The following is a 25674-nucleotide window of genomic DNA, read 5'->3' as shown; positions in this document are numbered from 1 at the left end:
CATACGGGCGAACTGGTGCATCGGTGGGTTTCTACGGGACGGGCTGTCGATGAGGAACGCGAAGTTCTTGCCGCGGAAGCCGCGCTGGCGCCGGACGCGCGCGTTGCGCGCGGCGCAGGTGCTCGACGACGTGGTGGACAGCCAGGTCGCATCGTTGCCCAGGTTGCCCGAGGAACTCAAGATCCGCCACGCCGACCACTTGGCGGAGCTGGTGCTGCTCGCCCAGGCGTATCGGCATTACGCCGTCGGTTGGATCACCTGGCGCCAATTGGAGTGCCGTGGCCGGATCGCGTTGCAGCGCTTGGACGGGGACTGCTGCGCCCCGCTCGTGCAACTCGCCGACGGCGAATGACCACTCGGCGACCGGCGGGTCATCGTCGCGCCGCAGCCGTGTCTGCTTGCTGGTGCGTGTTGAGCTCGGGTTTCGACGATCGGTGGGGGGCCGTTCGGTCGGGGTGAATTCGACGTTTGCGCCGGTGGCGACCGCTGCGCGGAGAAACGGCGTCGCCGGGACCTCCGGTATTGCGGAATTCGCCGCCATATTAACGGTTTTCGCTTGCGAGGTCGTTCGATAGGACCTCGCGGTCGTTCGGGTATGCAGTTTCTGGGATTTCGAGAACTCGTCGGCTCCGATGAGCGGGCGGGTTCTGCATCGTTGCCTTTTCGGCGGATTCGTGCAGCAAGCGGCGGACAGATTGATTGGAGATGGTTTTGCGCGATCCGGATGGTCGGTCGGAGCGGCCTGGATTGCTGGACGACGACCCACTGCTGCGCCTGTATTGCGTGGTGGCGTCCTCAGCCGGCTCGCATCGGGAGCTGGGAACGCTACTGGTGGCGCGGAATGCGGTCGGCCTGGCTGATTTGGCGAGCAGCGGTTTCCCCGGTGATGTGCTGTCGTTGAAACGACTGGTGGAGCGCAGGCCGACGGACTGGGGAGCGGCGGACCACCTCGCCGAGTTCGTGGTCCGGCCGTTGCTGATCACCTTCCGCGGGCTGCTGGCGAAGGGTTGTCTTCCAGTCGGCGAGATCGGTGTCGAACTCGACTCGGAGTCGGCGGCCACCGGGCGGATCGTGCTCGCCGGGATCTGCAGCGCGCGGTCGGCGGTTCCGGGGGTGGCGGACGTGATCGTCGCGTTGGACGAGCAGTTGGACGAGTTGGCGGCGGCCTGCACGCTCGTCACCGGCGACGAGCAGGTTCGGGCTGCCTTCGATGCCGTCATCGCCCAGGAACTGCGCAATCTCTCCGAGGGGACTGCGGCCGCTTTCGCCGGTGAGCACCCGTGGCGCCGTTTCGTGCATGCCGTCGCCGCGGAGCAGCACGAGATCCTCAGCCGGGTCGTCCGGCTAGTAAGGGAACGAAGCGTGCGGTGCCGCCGCGAGCCCAGCCTGCCGCGTCCGTTGGTCGCCGTGGACCTCGACTTCTGCGCGCTGCACCCGAAGCACCGGGTTCGCGATGCGTTGCGCCGTCTGGGCGAAGCGCACGGCATCGAGGAGTTGGCCGCGCAGCTCGATGTGCTGCCGGGGCTGTACCAACCGGGCTGGCGGCCGTTCTTGGTGCGCAGCGGTTTGCTGGAGCGCTATCCCGGACTCGATTGGGACGCGCTGTACCCCGAGTACCGCCAAAACGTCGCGTGGGACTGGGAGGCGCTGCTAACCGATGGCCCGGCACCGGGACTGATCGGATTCGTCCGGGACCTGGAGCAAGCCGGTGGCCGGGTCGTCTGGTTGACCGGTCGCCGGCACCGGATGCGGGCCGCCACCGGAGAAGTCTTGGCCCGCCACGGGCTCAGCCACCTCGACCTGCGCACCACCGACGAAGGGCCGGTCGCGGACCAGAAGGTCACGGCGCTGCACGACATGCCGGGGTACGAGCTCGTCGCGGCCTTCGACGACTCGGCCGCCAATCGCCGTGCGCTGCAAGCGGCTTTCCCCGCTGCCGTCCTGGTCGCCGTGCGCCCGCCGGAGTTCACCGTGGACGGTGCGGGGCGAACCGCTGATGGCATCGCAACCTTCGAGTCGCTGCCGCATCCGATCCCGCTGGGGCGCGGGCACAGCTGCAACGCGCAGTTGTCGCATGCGACGTCGCTCGGCGGGCTGCGGATCGGGGACCTCAGCACCCGCCCCACGATCTGGTCGTGCGGCGTGGAACTGTCCGAGGAGGAGCAGGCGCGGATCGTCGCGTCGCTGGCGGACACCGCGTTGGAGAGCGGGCAGCGGCTCGGCGGTCAGGTCGGCGCCGGGATGGACCCGGGCCCGGTGGGGATCGCCCGCGCGGTGTGGCAGGTGATCACGGCGAAACCGTTCGGAGCGGCGAGGTCGGCCTATCCCCTCGCGGCGGCCGAACGGGACGTGCTCGCCTCGGTGGAGGCGGGTGACCGCATCCGGTTCATCATGGTGGGGCCGTCGCTGAAGCAGGATGGTTCGCGGCTCAAGGCGCTCGGCGGGCTGCCGGACCTCTCCGAGCTGGCGATGCTGATCCGGCTGCGGGAACTCGACGCGGCCGTCCGGCAGGTGCACCCACCGGGGATAGAGGTGCGGGCTCTCACCGATGCCAGCCACTTCAGGTTCCGCGAATCGCACCGGTACGCCGGGTATCACCAGCAGTTCGTGCAGCAGGTGGAACTCGCCGGAGCCCGGGGCGTGGTGACGGTCGAGGACTTCGACAGCGCCGCCGATGCGCACCCGCGCTGCGGCGACCGGGCGCAGCGACCGGAACTGCTGGCGAAGCACCGCGACAGGTACACCGCGGCGTTCGCAGGACTCGACATCCGCCGAAACCCGCGGTCGGTGCTGGCGGCGGCCGACGACAGAGATCCGGCCCGCCCAGGCCAACCGCGGTTCGTCGAGCTGTTCCGCTCCGTGCTGCAGGCCGTGGACGTACCCTCTTCCGGCGGCGATCCGTTCGCGTGGTCGCAGCGGATCTACGCGGACCCGTTCGACCTGACTGATCCGACGGCCCCGCCCGGGATCCGCCGCGCCCGCGGCGACCTGCTCGCGCTGGCCTGGCGCGAGACGATCACCTACCTCGCGAACAAGCACGTCGACGAGGAACTCGACTATTCGGTGCTGTGGCGGGATAACTGCGTGCGGCTGAGCCTGTCGATCCGCCCGGCCCAGGGGAGGCTGCGCTTCGTCCCTCTCGGTGGTTCGGGCGTGATGCCGTGGCATGGCACGGCGACCCTCAACGCCCAGCACGAGGTCTCGGTCGACTACGCGATCTCCCTGGCTGACCAGGGATTCCGACCGGTCCACGCTCCGGGGACCGGCGACCGCCGCCAACCGTGGTTCATGGCCCCACCTCGAGCCCTGACCCGCACCGGCCACCTTGACCCGGAGATCTTCGAACGCATCCGGCTGCGCAGCAAGTAAACGATGCCTTGAACTTACCGGGGCGCACATTCATCGGTGGCTGTGCTGCTGTCCGTGACCACCAAGGACCGCGCCGCCGGTCACTTTCACCACGACCCCCGCCCAGTGGTCGGCCTTCGTCGCCGCCATCAAGAGGCTAGTTCGACGCCTGGACGGTGAGTGAGGGGCCGCTCCCGGCCCCTCACTCACCGTCCGACCAGGCACGCTCCGGTCGAAACCCGCAATTTCCCATTGAAATCGCGGAAGAACCCACCTCATCGGGTGGTGAGCCTGGTCGGTGGTGACCTTCACCCATCGATCTATCGGGTTGTCAGGCCTTGGGCTTGCCGAGGCGGAGGGCGAGGACCAGTCCGAGGACGACCAGGACCACCGCTCCCGCGATCCACGGCCAGATCGGCATGCCGCCCGACTCCCCGGACTGCGGCTGCTGATCCGCGTTCTGCGGGGCCGGGGCCGGGGTGCCCCCGCCCGCGGTGGTCAGCGTGAAGGTGACCTTGCCCGACACCGGGTGGCCGTCGTTGGACAGCACCCGGTAGCCGACGGTGTAGGCACCGGCCGGGCCCAGCTCGCGGACCGGCGCGATGACCGAGGTGCCCTCGACCCGCACCTCCCCGTCGGCCCAGTACGTCCCGTCCGGGCCGACCACGTTGACCGTGTTGTAGCCCGCACGCACCGGCTGGTCGAAGGTCAACCGGACCTCACGGGGCCCGGTGGCGACCTGCGCGCCGTCCGGCGGATCGCTGCTGACCAGCACGTTGTGCGCCAGTGCCGTACCGGCGCCGCCGAAGAGGGCGGCCAGCGCCAGCACCGCTACAGCCGTCAACCGCTTCACGAGTCGTCCTTCCCGGAATCCTGCTTCGCCGCAGCCTGCCCGGCATTGCGGCTGCGCGCCAGGGCACCGGCCCCGACACCCAGACCGAGCGCGCCGACCACGAGTCCGGCGCCGCCCAGCCAACGGGCCGCGTTGTCACCAGAACCCGCCTCCGCCTTCTCGGCGGGCTCCTGGTGCGAGGTGCCGCCGTGGGAGTGCTCGCCCTCGGCCTCCTCGACCAGCTTCAGCGCCGGAGCGGGGTGCTCGGGTTCCTCCGCGCCCTCGGCTGGCGGCGGGGCGTCCCAGCTCACGACCTCGCCGTTGTCGTAGGTCTGCGTGGTGGGCATCACGAGTTCATCGGTGTTGGTCGGCAGGGCGCCGAGGGACACCTCGAACTCGTTGAACTCGTTCGGTCCGATCCGGTTGCCCGGCTGGGCGGTCCACGTGATGCTGCGCACCGCCTCGACGACCTGCGCGCCCGCCACTTCGACCGGCGCGATCTGGACCCGTTCGACCTGGACGTTCCAGCCCGGCATCGGCTTGGTGCGCACCGAGCTCAGCGGGTACTGCTCCGGAAGGCTCACCTTGACCTGCACGGTCCCGGCATTCGGCCGCTCGTTCGGCACCCGGAAGGCGACCTTGGCGTAACCGCCCTTGGCGGCCTCACCCGGCTGTGCGGTGACATGTGCGGACGCCGTTCCCGCTCCCATTAGTGCAACAATCCCGCAAGCAGCGGTCAGTGCCGCGGATCGAACCGCGAATCGCTTTGTCGACATGTTTGCTTGAAATCTCCTGTGCGTATGAGTTATTCGCGCGCGAAAGCGGCGAAATGACGAAAGCGCAACGACCAGGTGGCATATTCCATCTGATCGACAAGAGATTCCGGAGGCCCGCGACGGGCATGTATTCGCCGGTAGATCAACTGTGCCAGAGTACGCACCGTGACGACGGCGACGCACACCGTGCGCGGCTCCGTGACGATCGGTGACGGAGTCGACCGGCGGGGCAGGATTGACCCGAGCAGACGGGCGGCTACGAACAGTGCCCGCTCCGCGTGCGCCATCACGAGTCCGGTCAGCAGCACCACCGCGATGTGCCCGAAGGTCATTACCAGCGGTGAGAAGGGCATCCCGGGGTTCCTGGCGCCATCCTGATGACTCGCCACGACCTGCAGAAATACGTGAAGTGCCAGCTGTGTGACGCTGAAGGCCCCTAGAATGCCCCACGACCCGCGCTTGCGATCAGCGAGCGCCACACCGGCACCGGCCAGCAGGGCGGTGATCACCACGGTCGTTCCCGGATCGGGTAACGACCCGCCCGCGGTCGCGTGCGCGGCCACGGACAGTGACGCCGACGTGGTGGCCAAACCGGCACCGCGCAGGACGCGTAGTGCGCCCTGCGTAGGTGTGAGTCTGGCTGCCACAGCAGGCAAGTCTAGATGTCGGTTCGGCCACGCTGACCGCAGGTGAGCTTGCCTTGTTCACCCGATTAGGTCACGGTTTACGGGTTGCAGACGGTTTGGAGCTACCACCTGCACACATGCCGGCTCGATTAGTTCCAGATCGTCGTAACTGACGACGGAGAGGAGGGGGCGTCGCCGAAAGCGGCGTCGAAACCTGTGTCGACCGAAACAAAAATAAGTGGTGACCCCGCTGAGGGCCACCATAAAACTGCATTGAACGCAACCCCCGAGTTCCTTGGAAAGCCGAGAACGGACTGGGCCGTCTTCGGCGTTACCGCGGCCATCATGTTCGCCGTGGTCTTCTGGGGAGCCCTGGGGACGGACACGCTCAGCGCTGCCTCGTCGGCCGCGCTGAGCTGGTTGCTCACCAACACGGGCTGGGGCTTCGTGCTGGCGGCCACCGGGTTCGTGATCTTCGCCCTGTTCCTGGCCTTCAGCAAGTACGGCCGGATCCCGCTCGGGAAGGACGGCGAGCAGCCGGAGTTCCGGACGGTGTCCTGGATCGCCATGATGTTCAGCGCCGGTATGGGCATCGGTTTGATGTTCTTCGGCGTTAGCGAGCCGCTCAACCACTTCGTCTCGCCGCCGCCGGGGACGGTGCCCGGCGAGAGCGAAGAGGCCATCAAGACGGCCATGGCAACCTCGCTGTTCCACTGGACGCTGCACCCGTGGGCGATCTACGCGGTGGCGGGTCTGGCGATCGCCTACAGCGCCTTCCGCCGCGGCCGCCGCCAGACGATCAGCGGCGTTTTCATCCCGCTGATCGGCAAGAAGAACGCGGAGGGGTGGGTCGGCAAGCTGATCGACATCCTCGCGCTGTTCGCGACGCTGTTCGGGTCCGCCGCCTCGCTGGGCGTCGGCACCCTGCAGATCCGCAGCGGCTTGGAGAGCGCCGAATGGCTTCCCAAGGACTCGGCCAGCAGCGCCGTGTTGGTGGGGATCATCGCGTTCCTGACCCTCTGCTTCATCCTGTCCGCGGTGTCGGGTGTCGAGAAGGGCATCCAGTGGCTGTCCAACATCAACATGGTGCTGGCGGCCCTGCTCGCGCTCTTCGTGTTCATCCTGGGCCCGACGGTGTTCATCCTCGACCTGCTGCCCACCTCGGTGGGGTCCTACATCAGCGAGTTCGGCGAGATGGCCTCGCGGGCCGGAGCCACCGGCGGCGACGAGATGCAGAGCTGGCTGGCGAGCTGGACCGTCTTCTACTGGGCGTGGTGGATCTCGTGGACGCCGTTCGTCGGCATGTTCATCGCCCGCATCAGCCGAGGCCGCACCATCCGGCAGTTCGTCGCCGGCGTGCTGCTGGTGCCCAGCGGGGTCAGCCTGATCTGGTTCGCGATCTTCGGCGGTGCCTCGATCGACGCCCAGAAGTCGGGCGCCAACGTCTACGGCGAAGGCTCCGCGGAGGCGCAGACCTTCGACCTGCTGGGGACCATGCCGTTGGCCACCGTCACCTCGGTGCTGGTGATGATCCTGGTGGCGATCTTCTTCGTCTCCGGGGCCGACGCCGCGTCGATCGTGATGGGCACCCTGTCCCAGCGGGGCGCCATCGAGCCCAGCAAGTGGGTGGTCATCTTCTGGGGTGCCGCGACCGGCGCCGTGGCCGCGATCATGCTGGTCATCGGCACCGCCGGCGGCGATGAGGAGAAGGCGCTGGACGGCATCCAGAACCTGACCTTCATCGGGGCGCTCCCGTTCGCCATCGTCATGGTGTTCATGTGCTTGGCCCTGCTCAAGGACCTGCGCAGCGACGACATGACGTTGCGCGACGCCAAGGGCGCCGAAGTGCTGGAGCAGGCCGTCATCGCGGGCACCGAGGAGCACGACGGCGAGTTCCAGCTGGTGACCACGCCAGCGGAGGCCGAAGAGGCCACCGCGACGGCGCCCGCGGGTGGAAAAGAGTAAGCAAGCGTGAACTTCCTGGACTACGTCGCATCCAGGTGGCAATCGCTGCTGGTGAACTCGTACCAGCACGCCAGCATGGTGGTGCAATGCATCGTGCTGGCGACGATCGTCGGCGTCCTGGTTGGGGTTGCGGTCTACCGCAGCCCCGCCGGGGCGGCGATCGCCACCGCTGCATCCAGTGCGATCCTAACTATCCCGTCGTTCGCCCTGTTCGGCCTGCTCATCCCCGTGCTGGGGCTGGGCGTGGCACCGTCGGTGGTGACCCTGGTGCTCTACGCGCTGCTGCCGATCATCCGCAATACCATCGTCGGGCTGTCTACAGTCGACCAGCCGATCTTGGATGCCGCGCGCGGCATCGGCATGAGCCGCTTCGGCGTGCTCACGCGCGTCGAACTGCGGCTGGCCTGGCCCGCGATCCTCGCGGGCATGCGGGTGAGCACCCAGATGCTGATGGGCATCGCCGCCATCGCCGCCTACGCCAAGGGCCCCGGTCTGGGCAACCTGATCTTCAGTGGGCTGAACCAGCTGGGCGGCGCGAACGCGCTGAACATGGCGATCGCCGGCACCATTGGGGTGATCATCCTCGCACTGCTGCTGGACGCCGTCTTCGTGCTGATCGGGCGGTTGACGACTTCGAGAGGTATTCGTGGCTGACGACAACAAAACCCCGGCCAGCGGGCACGGCGTCGAGATCTGCCTGGAGGAGGTCTCCAAGCGCTACCCCGGGCAGAAGCTGCCCGCGGTGGAATCGGTGACCATGACCATCCCGGCCGGTGAGACCGTGGTGCTGGTCGGCCCGTCCGGCAGTGGCAAGACCACGACCATGCGGATGATCAACCGGTTGATCGAACCCACGTCCGGCAAGATCACCATCGGTGGGCAGGACGTGCTCGGCCTCGACCCCGACAAGCTACGCCGCGAGATCGGCTACTCGATCCAGCAGGCCGGCCTGTTCCCGCACATGACCGTCGGCGAGAACGTCGGAATGGTGCCTGGTCTGGTCGGCTGGGACAAGAAGCGGATCCGCGAGCGCGTCGAAGAGATGCTCGACCTGGTCAACCTGGACCCCGCCGAGTACCGCGACCGCTACCCGCGGCAGCTCTCCGGCGGCCAGCAGCAGCGCGTCGGCGTGGCGCGGGCGCTGGCGGCCAACCCGCCGGTGCTGCTGATGGACGAGCCCTTCGGCGCCGTGGACCCGATCACCCGAGGTGTGCTGCAGGACGAACTGATGCGCCTGCAGACAGACCTGGGCAAGACGATCGTGTTCGTGACGCACGACTTCGGCGAGGCGGTCAAGCTCGGCGACCGCATCGCGGTGCTGGGCGAGCGCTCCGAGATCCTGCAGTACGACACGCCGGAGGCCATCCTGGCCAACCCGGCCGACGACACCGTGGCCGGCTTCGTCGGCGCCGGTGCCGCGCTCAAGCAGCTCACCCTGCGGCGCGTCCGCGAGATCGAGGTGGGCCAGGTGCCCACCGCCACCATCGACGATTCGCCGACAGTGCTCAAGGATCGGTTGGGCACCCGCCGCGGCGCGATCGGCCTGGTGCTCGACAAGCGCAACCGCCCGCTGCGCTGGGCGACCGCCCGCGAGTCTGGCGCGGTGTCCGCTCTGGACCGGGCCGGGCGGCCGGTGGAGGACAGCGTGTCGCTGGCCTCCACGCTCCAGGACGCGCTGGAAGCGATCCTCACCGACGACGACGGCGTCGCGGTGGTCACCGGATCCCGCGGCGAGTACGTCGGCGTGGTCGACATCGACACGGTGATGAACACGATCAAGGCACTGCGCGAGGAGCACGCCGACGACGAACCGACCGGGGCTCAGTCATGAGCAGCCAGTTCGCTTCGGACTCCGGATCCCGCAGGGCGGAGCGGCTGCGGATGATGGCGCAGCCGATCGCGGTCGTTGCGCTGGTCGCCGGGGTGCTCGGCTGGGCGTTCACCCAGGACAACGACGAGGTGACCGCTCGCAGCATCAACTCGACCACGATCCTGAGCCTGACCTGGGCGCACTTTCTGCTCAGCCTCGCGGTCGCGGTGATCGTGATCCTGGTGGCCGTGCCGCTGGGCGTGGTGCTCAGCCGCAGCTGGGCGCGCAGGGCGGTGCCGCTGGTCATCGGCCTCGCCAACATCGGCCAGGCAGCGCCCTCGGTGGGCCTGCTGGTGCTGTTCTTCCTGATCACCGGCGGCTCGACCGGGTTCTGGATCGCGGTGCTGCCGATCGCCTTCTACGCGCTGCTGCCGGTGCTGCGCAACACCATCGTCGGGTTGCAGCAGGTCGACCCTTCGCTGATCGACGCTGGACGCGGGATCGGCATGTCAGCGACCGGCGTGCTGGCCCGCATCGAGCTGCCGCTGGCGGTGCCCTACATCCTGGCCGGGCTGCGCACCGCGCTGGTGCTGGCCGTCGGCACCGCCACGCTGGCGCTGTTCGTCGGAGCGGGCGGGCTCGGCGAGATGATCAACACCGGCTACAAGCTGAACGACTGGACCGTCATGGTCGTCGGCGCGGTGCTGGCGATGTCGCTGGCGCTGCTGGTGGACTGGCTGGGCGCCCTGGCCGAGACGTACCTGTCGCCGAGGGGGTTGCGATGAACCGCGAGGTGTCGCGTCGAGGCGCGCTCAAGCTGGCCTCGCTGGCGGCCACCGGCGTGCTTCTGGCCGGTTGCGGGCTGAGCTCCGGCGGCTCGGTGCCGCTGGCGGTCGCGCCCGGTGCCATCCGGCCGGTCCCCGAGCTGCAGGGCCTCACGATCACCGTCGGGTCCAAGGACTTCACCGAGCAGTTGGTGCTCGGCTACATCGCCGAGTTCGCGCTGACCGCGGCCGGTGCCGACGTCCGGGACCTGACCAGCATCGTCGGTTCGGCCAGCGCCCGGAAGGCGTTGGAGAGCGACCAGATCGACATCCTGTGGGACTACACCGGGTCGTCCTGGATCAGCTACAACGGCAATACCGACCCGATCCCGGACGCCCGCGCCCAGTACGAGGCGGTCAAGAAGCTGGACCTGCAGCGCAACGGCGTCGCCTGGACCGCGATCACCTACCACGTGGACAACACGTACGCGTTCGCGGTCAACCAGGACGCGGCGCAGCGGTTGGGCGTGGAGAAGCTCTCCGACATCCCGAAGATCATCGCGGAGAAACCGGACGAGGCCTCGTTCTGCGTGGACACCGAGTTCGCCAGCCGCAACGACGGCATGCCCGGGGTGGAGAAGGAGTACGGCTTCACCGCGGACCGGTCGAAGGTGAAGGTGCTGACGGAGGGCAGCATCTACCAGGCCACCCAGAACGGGACCTGCACCTTCGGCGAGGTGTTCACCACCGACGGGCGGATCCAGGCGCTGAACCTGAAGGTGTTGGCGGACGACCGCCAGTTCTTCCCGCGGTACAACGTCGGCATCACCACCCGCGACGAGCTGCTCAAGCGGTACCCGCAGATCACGAGCGTCTTCGAGCCGGTATCGGCGAAGCTGACGAACGCGGAGCTGCTGAAGATGAACGCCCAGGTGGACGTCGACGGCCGGGACCCGGCGGACGTCGCCCGCGAGTGGATGGTTCAGCAGGGCTTGGTGAAGCTCCCGGACGGCCAGGCCGACCGCTAGCGGGACCGCAAGGAAGAGGTGAAGGGCGCCTTCTGGCGGCTTGCGGCGTGCTCGACGACGGGCGGCGTACTCGGCTGAAGGGCCCGCCTGCGCCCACCCCGCAGCGTGCCCGCCATCCGCGCGGCAACGCAAGAAGAGGTTGGAAGACGCCCATTGACATTGCGGAAGAACCCACTGCATCGGGTGGTGAACCTGGTCGGAGGTGCCCTTCACCCACATCCAATGCCAACGGCACACCGGTGAGTGTCGGGAAACCCTGAGGTGCGGTGGGGGCTAGTGCCTGATTCGGGCGACGCCGAAGCGGGTGAGCAGGTCGTCCTCGATCCGCCCCAGCTCCGCGTCGACGGCGCGGTGCGCCGACCTCCGCCGCTGCGCGGGCATCCGCTCCGCGGCCCGCACCGCGCTGGTCAGCTGCTCCAGCCGCTTCGCGGTCCGCTCCGCGTACTGCTCCGCGACGACCGCTTCCTCGGTGCTCGCCGACTGCTCGCGCAGCTCGCTGAGCGCACCGGCGTCGCCGGCGATCCGCGCGTGCAGCGCCGCACCCCGGCCGGTGAAGGTGCCCAGCTCGTCCACCGGCACCCCCAGCCGACGCGCTCGCATCCGCTCGTAGCGTTCGCGCGCCACCGACACCGCGTGCAGCGCGAACGGTGCGACCACCGGGCCGACCACCTTGGCCACTCCGATGATCTTCTTGGCGTTGCCCGGGGTGATACGCCCGTGCTCGCCCTTCTTGATCGCATTGGCGGCCTTCTTATCCGCCTTCTTCGCCTGCTTGACCGCCTTACGGGGGCCAGTTGTGTCCTTCGCCCGGATCTTTCGCCCGGGAGTGCGTTTCCTCACTGCGGCCGACACCTCCCCATCCAGCAGTTCCACTGCGATCACCTTAAGTCCGGGCGCCGCGCGGTACGACATCTGGCGGTATTCCGACGGCCACGGTGCGTAGTCGCCGTCACCGGGGTGATGGGCGCGCCTGTCAGAGCGACGGCATACCCTTCACACCGTGAAGGACAAGGTGCTGCTCGATGCGGGCGTCGTAACACGGTGCCGTCGACGCGTGCACCTGGAGAACGACCCCGCGCAGGACGAACCGCCCGCGCAGCTGGATCTGGGCATCGAGCAGCGCATCGCCGACGCCGCGGAACACCGCAGGTACGTCGCGAAACTGCTGTCCAACACGCTCGGCGAGGACTGGGCGGAGATCCCGCGCGGCGGTGCGGCCAGCCGCGAGGAGTTGACGCTCGCCGCGATGCGCGCGGGCACGCCCTACATTTCCTCCGCGCAGCTGCCCGCCGACGTGCCTGGCGGTCGCCGCGGTTCGGTCGACCTACTGGTGCGCTGCGGCGACGGTTACGTACCGGTGCTGGTGGTGCGGCACAAGATCACCGATCCGGGGAATGGCGCCCGGGTGTCGCCGATCGATAGGCCGGCGCCGGAGGCCGCCCGGAACGACCAGGCCCGCAAGGTTCGTGCGCACCCGCGCGACCAGCTGCGTCTGGCGCACGCCGTGCGGCTGTTGCAGGCGTGCGGGATGGGCGCGGCGACGCATGTCGGTGGCGTGATCGGCGTCGAGGCCGACACGGTGCTGTGGCACGACCTGGACGTGCCGAACTGGCCCGGCGGCCGGACCGCGCTCGCCGAGTACGAGATGCGGTTCGCTGACCGGTTGGCAGTGGCCACGGCGGCCGCAGAAGGAGCCGAGCCGCTCGCGCTGCCGTCCCGGATCACCGAGTGCAGGGGCTGCCCGTGGTGGCCGACCTGCGAATCGCAGCTGCGTGAGAACCGCGACGTCAGCCTGGTGGTGCGCGGCGAGGACGCGGTCGCGCTGCGCGACGTCGGGGTGTCCACAGTGGATGAATTGGCTGCGACGCCGCTGGCGGAGGCGGAATCGCTGCCGCTGACCGGGGTCCGCAACACCGACGCGATCCTGCTCGCCAAGGCCTGGCTGCAGAACCTGCCGCTGGTGCGGCGGGTCCGCGATCTGGCGGTGCCGCGCGCGGACGTGGAAGTCGACGTGGACATGGAGAGCTACGCCGACGCCGGGGCTTACCTGTGGGGCTGCTGGCTGTCCGGAGCGGACATCGACGAGGAGCCCGGCTACCGGGCGTTCGTCAGCTGGGAGCCGCTGCCCTCCGACGACGAGGCGCGGTCCTTCGCGGGCTTCTGGACGTGGTTCGCATCGGTGCGCCGCCGCGCGTACGAGCGAGGCCTTAGCTTCCGCGCCTACTGCTACAACGAGCTCGCGGAGAACCGCTGGATGCTCGCCTCGGCCGAGCGGTTCGCCGGGAAGCCGGGGGTGCCGTCGGTGGCGGAGGTCCGCGAGTTCATAAACTCGGCTGAGTGGGTCGACCTGTTCGCCGCGGTGCGGGAGCAGTTCCTGTGCCCAAACGGCAAGGGCCTGAAAGTGATCGCGCCGAGCGCCGGGTTCGGCTGGCGGGACGCCGAGGCCAGCGGCGAGAACTCGATGCGCTGGTACCGCGACGCGGTGGGCTTGGTTGGCGGCGAGCCGGAGCTGTCCCAGCGGGAACGACTCCTCCGCTACAACGAGGATGACGTCCGGGCGACCTGGACGATCCGCGGCTGGATGACCTCCGAAGCGGCCAACGAGATCCCCTACGCCTCCGACCTCTGACATCTGTACCGCGTTGGCTTTCCGGTGCGGGCGGGCGATGATCTCCACCCGACGGACACGAAAAGTGACCATTGTGGACTAGTTTTTTCGCCCAAACTGGTTAATATCTGCGTGGTCGCTGCTTCCATTGCGACTGTCCGTGATAGCCCGGTAAGGGAGTAGCGTGATTCGTCGATGTCTTGCTGCGCTGATCGTGGTCCTGTCCGCGGGTGTCGTAGCGCCTTCCGCAACCGCCGAGCCGCCTTCGAAGAAGGCGTCCATCGAGCGCGTGCCGCTCGCCGACGCCGCGCCTGAAGTCCCCGGCAAGGGAAGGGAAATCCGCCGGTCCAAGCCGTTCGCGATGGCCGCCCTCCGGTGGAACGGCAAGAACCCGGACCTCGTCGAGGTGCAGGCGCAGCACCTCGACGGCACCTGGGGCGAGTGGGTGCGGCTGCCCGCCGTGGACGGCCAAGACCTTGGCCGAACGGGTAAGAACCAGGCGAGCGACGCAGCTTGGCTCGGCGACTCCACGGCGATCCGGGTGCGCGCCGAATCCGGCGGCGCCCCGGTCGACGCGAAAACCGCGTCCGTACTGCTGATCGACCCCGGAACCGCGCAGGCCGCGAGCACCGCCGCGAAACCCGCCGTGATCAGCCGCGCCGAATGGGGCGCCGACGAATCGCTGCGCACCCAGTGCTTCCAGCAGCAGGGCGTCGGCGTCGAGTACGGCGACACGGTCAAGGCCGCTATCGTCCACCACACCGCGGGCACCAACGACTACACCGCGGCCGACTCCGCGCGCATCGTGCGCGGCATCTATGCCTACCACGCGAGCGAACTGCAGTGGTGCGACATCGGCTACAACGTCCTGGTCGACAAGTTCGGGCAGGTCTTCGAAGGCCGCTACGGCGGCCTGGAACTCCCGGTGTGGGGCGCGCACGCGCAGGGCTTCAACAAGGACACGGTCGGCGTGTCGATGCTCGGCGAGTTCACCTCGGTGTCGCCCAGCGCGACACAGCTCGAATCTGTGGCGCAGGTCCTGGCGTGGAAGCTCGCCGGCAACTACCGCGATCCGCTCGGCAAGGTCACGATGGTGTCCGGCTTCGGGGGATCGTCCGCGAAGTATCCGCTCGGGACCGAGGTGACCCTGCCGGTGGTCCACGGTCACCGCGACGTCGGCTACACCGAGTGCCCCGGCAACCTGGCCTACCAGGAACTCCCGGCCCTGCGGCAGCGGGTGGCCGAGCTGATGGGCGACTGGACCGCAGGCGCGATCTACCAGAAGTGGCAGGCCACCGGCGCTGATGCGGGCCCGCTGGGCGGCGTCTACGAACTGGAGCGGGACGCCGCCGGCGGCGGACGCCAGGCCACCTTCGCGGACGGCGCCAAGTCCGCGTACTGGTCCCCGGCCACCGAAGCGTCGCTGATCCAAGGCATGATCCGGGACAAGTGGCGGGGGCTTGGCGCTGAGTCCGGCGTGCTGGGCTACCCGCGTACCGACGAACTGTCCACACCGGACGGATCCGGTCGCTACAACCACTTCGTCAGTGCCGACGGTTCGATCTACTGGACGCCGTGGACCGGCGCGCACGAGATCCGGGGCCTCATCAAGGCGAAGTGGGCGCAGCTCGGGTGGGAGAACGGCCCGCTGGGCTACCCGCGCACCGACGAGATGGGCACGCCCGACGGGGTGGGGCGCTACAACCACTTCGACCGCTCGAACGGCTCGGTCTACTGGACGCCGGGCACCGGCGCGCACGAGCTCCGCGGGGCGATCAAGGACCGCTGGGCGCAACTGGGCTGGGAGCGGTCGTACCTGGGTTACCCGACCAGCGACGAGTACGCGGTCGCGGGCGGCCGCCGAAGCGACTTCCAACGCGGTTACGTCGTCTGGGACGCGGCGACCGGCAACGTCACCGACCGGCCGTACTGACGCGAAACGCGCACGGGTGCCCCGAACCGAACCGGTTCGGGGCACCCGTGCCCCCGGAACGGAACCGGGGGCTTATAGCGCTGCGCGTTAGCTCCGAAGTGAGGAGTCCTTGATTGCGATCCGGGGGTAGACCCTGACATCAACCTCGCCGGACAATTCTTCAGTCTCGAACTCTGCAATGAAGTGTGTCTCTTTATTCTCCGCGCGGATGCTCAGGGCGGTTACGCACTCGCGTACGAAGTGCCAGAGAACATCATCGGCTTGACGCCAGACGAACTGAACGGACCGTTGGATAGCGTCGTAGCTCAGTTCCAGCGTGCCATTCTCGGACTCGATCTCAGTGCGCTGAATCCAAGGTTCGTCCAGGACCTCGGGAGCTTCCCCGAACTGGTCAAGGAACTCCTGTTCCTTGGGGATGCTCATCGTGTCGGTCATTTCTTCCCTCTCTTCGGGATCACCGTAGTCAACGGTAGCCCTTGGTCCGTCACGTGCCAAGTTGTTTCGAGCTGGAGGAATCCACCAGGGCCAGCTAGCAGAGAGTCCCGGACCTGATAGGTTCCCCATTCGTTCGAGAATGTCCGCTTGATGTTGTCATTCGTGCTTACCGCATCCTCAAGGTGACGTTTGAGCGTGTCATGACCTTCAGGTGTGTCGTAAATGCGGAGCCTGCTCAGCTCGTCAATGTTCTGGTTCGAACGGTTTTCGTTGTGATCGCTGGACTTGACTTTGCCGAAGAAATATTTGAACTTGTTCGAGTCAATGTCGGCCCTGTTAGCCGGCTTGTCGCTGTTGGTTTTCTGTCCTTGTGCTGGGCCAGGACTCTCCCCGCTGCCTACAATTGCCGCACGATAAGCCGGCGATCCTGTTCTTTGCCTCGGTGCAGAGCTGAGAGGCTCGTTCTATTTCTGAGGTCGAGTGCTGCCAGCTCTCGAAAACCTCCGCGACTTCAGGATCGTTGCTCTCTGCGGCGACCGCGTAAAGTGATTGGGCCGCTTCCTCCAACAAGCTTTGAACTAACTGGAGTGCCTGTATCGGAAGTTGACTGGCTCTGTCTAATCCGTTGGCTACCTCTTCAACGCTCATACGCGCCTTTACAATCTGCTTGCGTACCCTTCTGCTGCTTGCGAGCTAGGTAGTCTGTCGATCACCGAGTGCGCTTGGAAGGATCTGGGGGTCTTCAGGTGTCTCCAGGGTGGTCCAGAGGGGTGCCGCCTGATCTGGTCTCTAGCCTGATCAGCGGCAACCTACGGACACCTCTGGGCTTGCGCCGGTAACCAAACTGTTAGCGGACAACAGAAAACCCGCCGGTTATCCGGCGGGCTCTGCGTTCGTGCAGTCTCTGACTCAACGGGGGTAATTCATACGCAGGGCGCCGTCCATCCGGATGACCTCGCCGTTGAGGTAGTCGTGCTCGACGATGTCCACTGCGAGCTGCGCGAAGTCACCGGGCGTGCCCAGCCGCTTCGGGAACGGCACGCTCTCGGCCAGCCCGGTGCGGAACTCCTCGCTAATGGTGGCCAGCATCGGCGTGTCCACGATGCCCGGCGCGATGGTCATCACCCGGATGCCGGACGAGGACAGGTCGCGTGCGGCCGGCAGCGTCAGGCTCGCCACGCCGCCCTTGGACGCGGCGTACGCGGCCTGCCCGATCTGCCCGTCGAAGGCGGCGACCGAGGCGGTGTTGATCATCACGCCGCGTTGGCCCTGCTGGTCGGGTTCCGTCTGGCCGATGGCGACCGCGGCCAGCCGCAGCACGTTGAAGGTGCCGATCAGGTTGATCTCGATGACCTTGCGGAACAGGTCGAAGTCGTGTGGGCCCTTGCGCCCGACGATCCGCGCCGACGGCGCGATGCCCGCGCAGTTCACCACGATCCGCAGCGGGTATTCGGCGCCGGCGGCCTGCTCGACGGCGGTCTGCACCTGGTCCGCGTCGGTGACGTCGGCGGCCGTGTAGGTGACGCCGTCAACGACCGGCGCCTTGGCTACCGCGTCCGGCAGGTCAACCGCGAACACGTGCGCGCCGCGCGACGCTAGTGCTCGGGCGGTGGCCGCGCCAAGGCCGGAAGCCCCGCCGGTGACGATCGCCGCGGTGTCGGTGATCAGCATCTGCTCGTTCCTTTGCGTCCGTTGCTGGTGTCCCGGCATGTTTAACACCTCGCAACGGTCGCAACCAGCACCGGACGCGGAACGGGCAGGCGGCGAAACGGCGGTCAGCGATGGCGGTGCACCTGTCGCTGCGAGGTCGCCTCGACGAACGCCAGCAGCGCGACCAGCGGCAGCGCGGCCAGCAACGCGAGGCCGACGAACATTGCGGCGATCCCGATCAGCTCCATGTCAAGAGCCTGGTCCGCGTGCCCGGCCCGGCGCGTCTGCCACCGGTGGCATTTTGCGGTCCGTCCGAGCGAAACCGCGATCACCGACCGTCGCCGCAACGCCCGCAATGCCTTGCTGGAAGCGTCATCCGTCTCGGTGCCGGATGACGGGAGATTCCCACGTAATCCAACTGCCACCTGCGGGAATGCGGGTGCGGAGGATTCGCCGTCGCCATCCGGGGATGGCGCAATTCCGTGCCGAACCGACCGCTTGCTAACGCTGCGTGGGCGGGCAGATCGCGTCGATGGCGTCCAGATCGGCCTGGGAAGGCCGCCACTGGCCGGCCGCGGCGTTCGCCCGGACCTGCTCCGGGGTGGTCGCGCCGCTGATCACCGAACCGACCACCTCCTGCGCCGCCAGCCACCCGACCGCCACCGCCGTCATCGGGAGATCCCGCTGTCCAGCGAAGGAGCGCAGCTGCTCGATGTGCTCCCACGGTGCGTCCGCCAGCATCTGGTTCCGGTTCGCCAACCGGCTGCCCGCGGGCGGCTCCTGGTCCTGCCGGTACTTGCCGGTGAGCAGCCCGTTGGCCAGCGGGAAGTACGGGATGATCCCGACGCCGAACCGTTTGCAGGCCGGGATTACCTCGCGCTCGGCATCCCGCGCCAGCAGCGAATAGTGGTTCTGCGCCGACACCGGCGTGGTCAGTCCGGCCGAGGACGCCGTCCACGACGCGTCGGCGAGCTCCCAACCCGCGAGGTTGCAGTGCCCGAGGTAGCGGATCTTGCCCTCGCGGATCAGGTCGTCGAGCACCGAGAGGGTTTCCTCCATCGGCGTCAACCGGTCCGGCCGGTGCAGCTGGTAGAGGTCGATCCAGTCGGTGCCCAGTCGCCGCAGCGACGACTCGACGGCGCGCCGCACGTAGCGCCGGGAACCGCGCGCGGTGAAGTCGGGGCCATTGCCGCCCTGCATGTCCATGCCGAACTTGGTGGCGATGATCGCGTGTTCGCGCCAGCCGGACAGCGCCTGCCCGAGCAGTTCCTCGCTGCGCCCGCGCGGCGAGCCGTACACGTCTGCCACGTCGAAGAAGGTGATCCCGGCGTCGAGCGCGGCGTCCACCACGGCCCGCACGCCGGCCAGGGACTCGGTGGCCGTTCCGGGGCGGCCGAGGTTGTTGCAACCGAGACCGACCGCGCTTACCACCAGACCGGATTCGCCCAGGCGTCGCTGTTCCACGGCTGGTGAGCCTAAACGCCGGATCACCGGCTCGTCACGCAGGACGTACGGCGCGTGAACGTTTGGCGAAGCAGGTTCCGCTGAGCGGGCGATGTGCCACGATTCGTGTTGCGGGGGGTCGTGCGAAGGGGTGTGGGGTTGGTGTTCGCCCGTCGAATCGTCGTAGTTGGCACCGGGTATGTCGGGTTGACGACCGGGGCGTGCCTGGCGTCGCTGGGGCACCGCGTGGTGTGCAGCGACGTCAACGCCACCAAAGTCGAGCAGCTTTCCCGTGGTGAGGTGCGGATCCACGAGCCCGGCCTGGCTGAACTGGTGCAGGAGGGGATCGCGGCCGGCCGGCTGGAGTTCGTGGTCGGTTCGGCCGGTGCCGTCGCCGAGGCAGAGGTCGTCTTCCTGTGCGTGCCGACCCCGATGGGGGCCGGGGGCGAGGCGGACCTGGCCGTAGTGGAGGCGGTGGCGCACGAGGTGCGCGAGCTGCTGCCCGCGGGATGCGTGCTGGTCACGAAGTCGACGGTGCCGGTGGGCACTTCGGCGCGGCTGCGCGATCTTCTCGGCCGCGAGGACGTCCCGGTGGTCAGCAACCCGGAGTTCCTGCGCGAAGGCTCGGCGGTGCACGACTTCCTGAACCCGGACCGGATCGTGGTCGGCTCGGACAGCCAGGATGCGGCGGAACGGGTCGCCGCTTTGTACGCGCGGCTCGGTGCGCCGACGGTGCTCACGGACGCGGCGAGCGCGGAGATGGTGAAGTACGCGGCGAACTGCTTCCTGGCGACCAAGCTCTCCTACGTCAACGCGATCGCGGAGCTCTGCGAGCGGTTGGGCGCCGACATCGCCGACGTGACGGAGGGGATGGGCTACGACCGCCGGATCGGTCAGTCGTTCCTGCAGCCGGGTCCGGGCTGGGGCGGCTCCTGCCTACCCAAGGACACCGCGGCGCTGCTGCAGGTGGCGGAGGCGGTGGACTTCGACTTCCCGCTGCTGCAGGCGACGATCTCGTCCAACGCGCAGCAGCGCGAGCGGATGGTGGCGAAGGTCGTCGAGGCTTGCGACGGTTCCCTCGACGGGGTGCGGCTCGGGCTGCTGGGCTTGACCTTCAAGGCGGGCACCGACGACCTGCGTGATTCGCCCGCGCTGGAGGTGGCGCGGCTGCTGGCAGCGCGTGGCGCGGAGCTGGTCGCCTACGACCCGGGGCTGCGCGGCGACGAGCTCGCGCTGCCGCCCGAGGTGGAGCTGGTGGACGACCCGTACCAGGCGGCGAAGGAAGCCGCGGTGCTGGTGCTGCTGACGGAGTGGCAGGAATTCCGGACGCTGGACTGGAACCGGGTGGCCGAGGTCCTGCAGGGCCCGGTGGTGGTCGACACCCGGAACCACCTGGACCCGGACGTCTTGCGCCGAGCGGGCCTGTCCTGGCGAGGTGTCGGCCGAACCCCGGTCGCGGGCGGGCCTGTCTGATTGCCAGGTTTGTCGAACTCGTTCTGCCCAGCGGTGCGGGTAGCGGCTCCCCTCCGGGAGTTGTTCGCACTCTCCGGCGTGTCGTGGCGCGCGACACGCCGGAGGGCCGCAACTTCCACTGAAATTGCGGCGGTGCGCGCCGTCGGGGACTGCCCTCGCCGATAGCCGCCTTGGGCCGCGCTGAAGCAGGCGAAATCGGAATCCCTTCCCACCGGGAGCGCCTTCGGACGGCTTGGGCCGGGCGCGGCAGATGCCTTCGCTTCAGGCGTCGTTCGTGAGGGTGGCGGCGGCCTAAGGTAGTTGACGTGTTTACGACTCGCCCGGAACTCGCCGGCACGCGCGGGATGGTCGCTTCCACACACTGGCTCGCCTCCGCGGCGGGAATGGCGGTGCTGGAGGACGACGGGAACGCCTTCGACGCCGCGGTCGCCGCCGGGTTCGTCCTGCAGGTCGTCGAACCACACCTCAACGGCCCGGGCGGCGAGGTCCCCGCCCTGTTCACCACCGCCGACGACCCGCGTCCCCGCGCGCTCTGCGGTCAGGGCCCGGCGCCCGCCGCCGCGACCATCCGCCATTACCGCGACGAGCTGCGCCTCGATCTAGTGCCCGGCACTGGATTCCTGGCCACCACCGTGCCGGGCGCCTGGGACGGCTGGCTGCTCTTGCTGCGCGATCACGGCACGAAGACGCTGCGCGAGGTCCTGGAACACGCGATCGGATACGCCCGCGGCGGCTTCCCGATCGTGGACCGGATCAGCACCACCATCGGCACGGTCCGCGACATGTTCGCCGAGCATTGGCCCACCTCCGCCCAGCTCTGGCTGACCGGCGGCGCCGCGCCGAAGCCGGGCAGCGTGCTCAAGAACCCGGCGCTGGCCGACACCTGGGAGCGGCTGCTGGCCGAGGGCGAGGCGGCAGGCCCCGGTCGCGAGGCGCAGATCGACGCGGCCCGCCATGCCTGGTCGCACGGTTTCGTCGCCGAAGCGGTCGAGAAGTTCGTGCGTACGCCGCACCGGGACAACTCCGGGCGGGACCACGCGGGCGTCATCACCGCGCAGGACATGGCCGAATTCGAGGCGGGCTACGAGACGCCGCTGACCGTCGACCTGCCCGGCGGCTGGACCCTTGCGAAGTTCGGCATCTGGTCCCAGGGGCCCGTGCTGGCGCAGCAGCTGCGCATCCTGGAGGGCCTGGCCGACCGGATCAACTACGTCGACGGCGTCGCCGACGCGGGCACCGTGCACGTCGCGGTCGAGGCGGCCAAGCTCGCCTTCGCCGACCGCGAAGCCTGGTACGGCGACTCCGCCGATCCCGGTGTTCTCGACGACCTGGTGTCCCGCGACTACGCCGCCGCCCGCCGAGCGCTGATCGGCGACCGCGCCTCGCTGGAGCTGCACCCCGGCTCGCCGGGTGGTCGCAACCCGATCCTGGCCGCGCACGTCGCCGAAGGTCGCGGGGTGGACGGCCTGACGGATCCCAGCGGCGTCGGCATAGGCGAGCCCACGGTGTCGCCGATCGGGGAGAGCCGTGGCGACACGGTACACGTTGATGTGGTCGACCGGTGGGGGAACCTGATCTCGGCGACGCCGTCCGGTGGTTGGCTGCAATCCTCGCCGACCATCCCCGAGCTGGGTTTCTGCCTCGGCAGCCGAGCCCAGATGTTCTGGCTGGACCGGGACCTGCCGAACTCCCTGGCCCCGGGCAAGCGGCCCCGGATCACGCTGAGCCCGTCGCTGGCGCTGCGCGGCGGCGTCCCGACCATGGCGTTCGGCACGCCGGGCGGCGACCAGCAGGACCAGTGGCAGCTGTGCTTCTGGCTGGCGCACGTCCACTGTGGACTGAACCTGCAGGAGGCGATCGACGCACCCGCCTGGCACACCGCAGCGTTCCCGGGGTCCTTCTACCCGCGGGCCTGGGAACCCGGCCGGGTCGTCGCGGAGTCCCGGCTCGGCGCGGCGACCCTCGCCGAGCTGGGACGCAGGGGCCACGACGTGCTCGACGCGGGCCCCTGGGCCCTCGGCCGCCTGTCAGCGGTCTCCCGGGACCCGGACACGGGTCTGCTGCGAGCTGCGGCCAACGCCCGAGGAGCCCAGGGCTACGCCGCCGGCCGCTGATCGCTTAGAACCCGCGGCGGTTCACACTGCGAGGGTGGGCCAAGGCGGCTACGCCGCCTGCGGCAGCCTCGTGGGACTTCCAGCGTCGCGGCTGCGGAACATCGCCACCGGTTTGGCCGAGGACGGCAGCGGGTGGCAGAAGCCCGCGGCTGCGGTCGAGGCGAAGGCAAGCGCGACCGGCCGCGAGCGCGGCTGGACACGCGGATCGTGCGCACCGGACTGGTCGCGTGGTCGGTGCGGACCCGTTCCGCGGCGTCCTGGTGGCCGTTCATGGTGTCCACGATCTATCTCGCTGCTTGAGCGGTGCGCAAACCGTCCATGAGAAGCATTTCACCTTTGGGGACGCAGTTGTCCACAGCTTGTGGACAACTGCGTCAACGGCGGTTTCATCTGCGGAAACACCTGTTTGTGTGACTAGTTGTGCACAGCTGTGGAGAAAGTTGTCCACAGCTGTGTACAAGTCCTCAGCGGCGGGTGCTGACCAGCACCAGCCCGACGCCGATGAGTCCGACACCGCACCACGACGCGACGCCCAGCCGTTCCCCGACGACGAGCACGCTCAACAGCGCCGCCACCACCGGCTCCAAAAGACTCAGCGTCGTCGCGACGCTGGTCGAGGTGTGGCGCAGCCCCGCGCCGAACAGCACATACGCCAAGCCCATCGGGATCACCGCGAGGTAGGCCCCGACCACCAGCCCGGACGCGGAACCGAACAGCGGGCCGCCGGTGAACGCGAGAACCGGCAGCAGCACCACAGCGCCGGTGCCGAACACCGCGCCCATCACCGCGCGCGACCCGTGTCCGCCGCGCATCTTCCGAGCGGCCGCCCACGAGTACACGACGTACGCGGCGCCGCCGAGCAAGCCGAGCAGTGCACCGAGCACGGCATCAGTGCCAACACCGGTCTCGCCGCCGCCCGTGATCAACAGCAGGCCGAGCACCGAAACCGCCGCGGCCAGCGCCCATCGGCGGTCCAGCCGGACACCATCGACGACGCGTTCCAGGATCGCGGCGAACACCGGCGCTGAGCCGAGCGTGACGACGGTGCCGATGGCGACCCCGGCGAGCGCCATCGAGGAGTAGAACGCCAGCGGGTAGACCGCCACCGCCAGGGCACCCACGACTAGCAGCCCGGTCCGCCCGGACCGCAGCACGGGCAGCGCGGACCGTCCCGCGACGGCGAGCAGCAGGATGCCGCCGATGCCCATGGTGGCGGCCCCGATCGACAGCGGACTCGCGTCGGCAGGGGCGAAGCTGGCGGCCGTTCCGGTGGTGCCCCACAGGACGGCCGCGAGCAGCACCGGCAGCGGGCCGGAGAGGAAGCTGCGAACAGGAGCGGGTGCGGTGAGCAATTGATCGGACACAGTGAACTCTTCCGTTCGCGAAACCAGCAGGACTCGTCGAACGGGCGCGCGTCAAAGGACCCCTGGCAGTTTCAATTGAAACTGCGGTTCCGTCGGGGTGCTGGAGGTTCGCCGCCCGTCAGCGGGACGGCGGCGGCAGAACGCGGTGCCAGTGCGAGTTCACAGCGCCCACCCTAACCGCAGGGACGGTCCCGCCGAAACGGGCGACCACGGGTGAGCTCCGTCGCCCTGCCGGTACCCCGAGCTCTCGGTAACGTCGCTGGCCCGGACGTTTCTCCTGGGAGGACCCCGATGGCGATCCTGCACACCGACATCCCGATGCGGGCGCAGGTCGACGCGCTGCTGACCGCCCGCGAGCCCGTCAGCGTCTCGCTGTACGTGCCGACCGGCCCGGCATCCAGCGGCGATGCCGAGCGCATCGAGCTGAAGAACCTCGCCGGGCATGCGATCGAGCAGCTCCGGCAGGCGGGCACCGCCAAGGAGGACATCGCGGGAGTCACCGAACACCTGGCCGACCTGGCCGAGGACGAGGAGTTCTGGCGCTTCCAGGCCCGCAGCCTGGCGCTGTTCGCCACCCCGAAAGCACTGACCACCTTCCGGCTGCCGAACCACCTAAACGCTGCAGTCGAGGTGTCCGACCGGTTCCACCTCAAGCCGCTGCTGCGCTCGGTCACCTTCCCGCAGACCGCGCTGCTGCTGGCGCTCGCGCAGAACTCGGTGCGGCTGCTGGAGGTCGTGCCCGAGATGGACCCGGTGATCGTCGACGTGCCCGGGATGCCGGCGGACGTGGTCAGCGCGGTGGGCAAGGAGTCGCTCACCGACCGCTTGCCGCGCCGCCGGTTCCAGGGCAGCGAGGGGCAGAAACTCCGGATGCGCCAGTTCGCTCGCCAGGTCGACCGCGCGATGCGGCCGGTGCTGCGCGGCGATGTGCCGCTGATCCTGGCCGCGACCGAGCCGCTGCAGAGCATCTTCCGGTCGGTCAGCACCGCTTCGGAGCTCGCCCCGGTCGGCCTGACTGGCAATCCGGAGGAGAGCAGCGACCGCGAGCTGGCGTCGGCGGCCCGCGACGTCCTCGACGACCTGCACGCCGACCGGCTGCGCGAGCTGCACGGGCTGTTCGAGCAGCGCACCGGGCAGGGCCGGGCGGTCACCGACATAGCCGACGTGGCCCGGCACGCGACCATGGGCGCGGTCGACACGGTCTTCGTCGACATCGACGACGTGGTGCCGGGCTACATTGACGAAGCGGGTGCGGTGACGTTCGAGGAAGCCGACGACGCCGTGTCCTACGGCGTGGTGGACGAGATCGCCCGCCGGGTCTGGCTCACCGGCGGCCGGGTCCTGGCGGTGCGCCGCGACGACATCCCGGGCGGCGGAGAAACGGCTGCGATCCTCCGCTACCGTCCCTGACCAGCACCGTTCACCGGCCGGGCGGGGGCAGGGTCCGCCCCGTGCACCAAGCGGTGGTGGTCGTGTCGATGATGTCGTCGAGCCTGCCCCGGGGA

22 protein-coding genes are annotated in these 25674 nt (G+C 68.8%); 13 read left to right on the top strand and 9 right to left on the bottom strand.

Annotation, left to right across the window (positions count from 1 at the left end; translation table 11 throughout):
• The first annotated feature begins 49 nt into the window (after nt 1–49).
• Both ACWDKQ_RS00850 and ACWDKQ_RS00845 read left to right on the top strand, forming a co-directional pair.
• A complete protein-coding gene (locus ACWDKQ_RS00850; protein WP_450136681.1) occupies nt 50–352 on the top strand; it encodes a hypothetical protein in 303 nt (100 codons plus the stop codon).
• 359 nt (nt 353–711) lie between these two features.
• Complete coding sequence (locus tag ACWDKQ_RS00845) at nt 712–3369, top strand: hypothetical protein (protein ID WP_450136680.1); 2658 nt, start codon at nt 712–714, stop codon at nt 3367–3369.
• 310 nt (nt 3370–3679) lie between these two features.
• Here ACWDKQ_RS00845 and ACWDKQ_RS00840 read toward each other — a convergent pair whose 3' ends face one another.
• From ACWDKQ_RS00840 to ACWDKQ_RS00830, 3 genes are all read right to left on the bottom strand, one after another.
• Nucleotides 3680–4201, bottom strand: coding sequence for a copper resistance CopC family protein (locus ACWDKQ_RS00840; protein WP_450136679.1), 522 nt, complete (start codon nt 4199–4201; stop codon nt 3680–3682).
• Nucleotides 4198–4890: a YcnI family copper-binding membrane protein gene (locus ACWDKQ_RS00835; RefSeq protein ID WP_450136678.1), complete on the bottom strand. Its 693-nt coding sequence runs from the start codon at nt 4888–4890 to the stop codon at nt 4198–4200. The genes ACWDKQ_RS00840 and ACWDKQ_RS00835 overlap by 4 nt, the downstream gene beginning before the upstream one ends.
• 95 nt (nt 4891–4985) lie before the next feature.
• Nucleotides 4986–5546 (bottom strand): hypothetical protein, encoded by a 561-nt coding sequence (locus ACWDKQ_RS00830; RefSeq protein WP_450136677.1) that lies wholly within the window; start codon nt 5544–5546, stop codon nt 4986–4988.
• Nucleotides 5547–5855: 309 nt separating this feature from the next.
• On the opposite strand from ACWDKQ_RS00830, the gene ACWDKQ_RS00825 reads away from it, so the two are divergent.
• Genes ACWDKQ_RS00825 through ACWDKQ_RS00805 form a run of 5 tightly spaced genes read left to right on the top strand, consistent with a single transcriptional unit; the run spans nt 5856 to nt 11149 of the window.
• A complete protein-coding gene (locus tag ACWDKQ_RS00825; protein ID WP_450136676.1) occupies nt 5856–7547 on the top strand; it encodes a BCCT family transporter in 1692 nt (563 codons plus the stop codon).
• Nucleotides 7548–7553: 6 nt separating this feature from the next.
• Complete coding sequence (locus tag ACWDKQ_RS00820; RefSeq protein WP_450136675.1) at nt 7554–8201, top strand: ABC transporter permease; 648 nt, start codon at nt 7554–7556, stop codon at nt 8199–8201.
• Nucleotides 8194–9378, top strand: coding sequence for an ABC transporter ATP-binding protein (locus tag ACWDKQ_RS00815; RefSeq protein ID WP_450136674.1), 1185 nt, complete (start codon nt 8194–8196; stop codon nt 9376–9378). The genes ACWDKQ_RS00820 and ACWDKQ_RS00815 overlap by 8 nt, the downstream gene beginning before the upstream one ends.
• Nucleotides 9375–10142 carry an ABC transporter permease gene (locus ACWDKQ_RS00810; protein WP_450136673.1) on the top strand — a complete coding sequence of 256 codons (768 nt, stop codon included), beginning with the start codon at nt 9375–9377 and terminating at the stop codon, nt 10140–10142. The genes ACWDKQ_RS00815 and ACWDKQ_RS00810 overlap by 4 nt, the downstream gene beginning before the upstream one ends.
• Entirely contained in the window at nt 10139–11149 is a 1011-nt protein-coding gene (locus tag ACWDKQ_RS00805) for a glycine betaine ABC transporter substrate-binding protein (RefSeq protein ID WP_450136672.1), read from the top strand. Before ACWDKQ_RS00810 ends, ACWDKQ_RS00805 begins: the two co-directional genes overlap by 4 nt.
• A 273-nt stretch (nt 11150–11422) precedes the next feature.
• On the opposite strand, the gene ACWDKQ_RS00800 is transcribed toward ACWDKQ_RS00805, so the two are convergent.
• Nucleotides 11423–12022, bottom strand: coding sequence for a DUF6474 family protein (locus tag ACWDKQ_RS00800; RefSeq protein ID WP_450136671.1), 600 nt, complete (start codon nt 12020–12022; stop codon nt 11423–11425).
• Between the two features lie 127 nt (nt 12023–12149).
• Between ACWDKQ_RS00800 and ACWDKQ_RS00795 the strand changes: the two genes are divergently transcribed.
• Together ACWDKQ_RS00795 and ACWDKQ_RS00790 are read left to right on the top strand one after the other, a co-directional pair.
• The gene (locus ACWDKQ_RS00795) at nt 12150–13778 is read left to right on the top strand and encodes a TM0106 family RecB-like putative nuclease (protein ID WP_450136670.1); all 1629 of its coding nucleotides are present in this window, start codon (nt 12150–12152) and stop codon (nt 13776–13778) included.
• Nucleotides 13779–13941: 163 nt separating this feature from the next.
• Nucleotides 13942–15690: an N-acetylmuramoyl-L-alanine amidase gene (locus ACWDKQ_RS00790; protein ID WP_450136669.1), complete on the top strand. Its 1749-nt coding sequence runs from the start codon at nt 13942–13944 to the stop codon at nt 15688–15690.
• A gap of 87 nt (nt 15691–15777) precedes the next feature.
• Here ACWDKQ_RS00790 and ACWDKQ_RS00785 read toward each other — a convergent pair whose 3' ends face one another.
• The 4 genes from ACWDKQ_RS00785 to ACWDKQ_RS00770 form a co-directional block, all read right to left on the bottom strand.
• Complete coding sequence (locus ACWDKQ_RS00785; RefSeq protein ID WP_450136668.1) at nt 15778–16125, bottom strand: hypothetical protein; 348 nt, start codon at nt 16123–16125, stop codon at nt 15778–15780.
• A gap of 909 nt (nt 16126–17034) precedes the next feature.
• Nucleotides 17035–17796, bottom strand: coding sequence for an SDR family NAD(P)-dependent oxidoreductase (locus tag ACWDKQ_RS00780; RefSeq protein ID WP_450136667.1), 762 nt, complete (start codon nt 17794–17796; stop codon nt 17035–17037).
• Between the two features lie 104 nt (nt 17797–17900).
• Entirely contained in the window at nt 17901–18023 is a 123-nt protein-coding gene (locus ACWDKQ_RS00775; protein ID WP_450136666.1) for a hypothetical protein, read from the bottom strand.
• Between the two features lie 253 nt (nt 18024–18276).
• Nucleotides 18277–19239 (bottom strand): aldo/keto reductase, encoded by a 963-nt coding sequence (locus tag ACWDKQ_RS00770; protein ID WP_450136665.1) that lies wholly within the window; start codon nt 19237–19239, stop codon nt 18277–18279.
• Nucleotides 19240–19380: 141 nt separating this feature from the next.
• Here ACWDKQ_RS00770 and ACWDKQ_RS00765 point away from each other — a divergent pair, with 141 nt between their 5' ends.
• From ACWDKQ_RS00765 to ACWDKQ_RS00755, 3 genes are all read left to right on the top strand, one after another.
• Nucleotides 19381–20691: a UDP-glucose dehydrogenase family protein gene (locus ACWDKQ_RS00765; RefSeq protein ID WP_450136664.1), complete on the top strand. Its 1311-nt coding sequence runs from the start codon at nt 19381–19383 to the stop codon at nt 20689–20691.
• 305 nt (nt 20692–20996) lie between these two features.
• Complete coding sequence (locus tag ACWDKQ_RS00760; protein WP_450136663.1) at nt 20997–22805, top strand: gamma-glutamyltransferase family protein; 1809 nt, start codon at nt 20997–20999, stop codon at nt 22803–22805.
• A gap of 132 nt (nt 22806–22937) precedes the next feature.
• Nucleotides 22938–23105 (top strand): hypothetical protein, encoded by a 168-nt coding sequence (locus tag ACWDKQ_RS00755; RefSeq protein ID WP_450136662.1) that lies wholly within the window; start codon nt 22938–22940, stop codon nt 23103–23105.
• Between the two features lie 164 nt (nt 23106–23269).
• On the opposite strand, the gene ACWDKQ_RS00750 is transcribed toward ACWDKQ_RS00755, so the two are convergent.
• Nucleotides 23270–24169 carry a DMT family transporter gene (locus ACWDKQ_RS00750; protein ID WP_450136661.1) on the bottom strand — a complete coding sequence of 300 codons (900 nt, stop codon included), beginning with the start codon at nt 24167–24169 and terminating at the stop codon, nt 23270–23272.
• A 291-nt stretch (nt 24170–24460) separates the two neighbouring features.
• Here ACWDKQ_RS00750 and ACWDKQ_RS00745 point away from each other — a divergent pair, with 291 nt between their 5' ends.
• Nucleotides 24461–25579: a baeRF11 domain-containing protein gene (locus tag ACWDKQ_RS00745; protein ID WP_450136660.1), complete on the top strand. Its 1119-nt coding sequence runs from the start codon at nt 24461–24463 to the stop codon at nt 25577–25579.
• The last annotated feature ends 95 nt before the right edge of the window (nt 25580–25674 follow it).

Source organism: Saccharopolyspora sp. NPDC000995 (assembly GCF_053599315.1).
The sequence above is the reverse complement of the archived record's forward strand: the minus strand, read 5'-3'. Positions and strand labels throughout refer to the sequence as shown.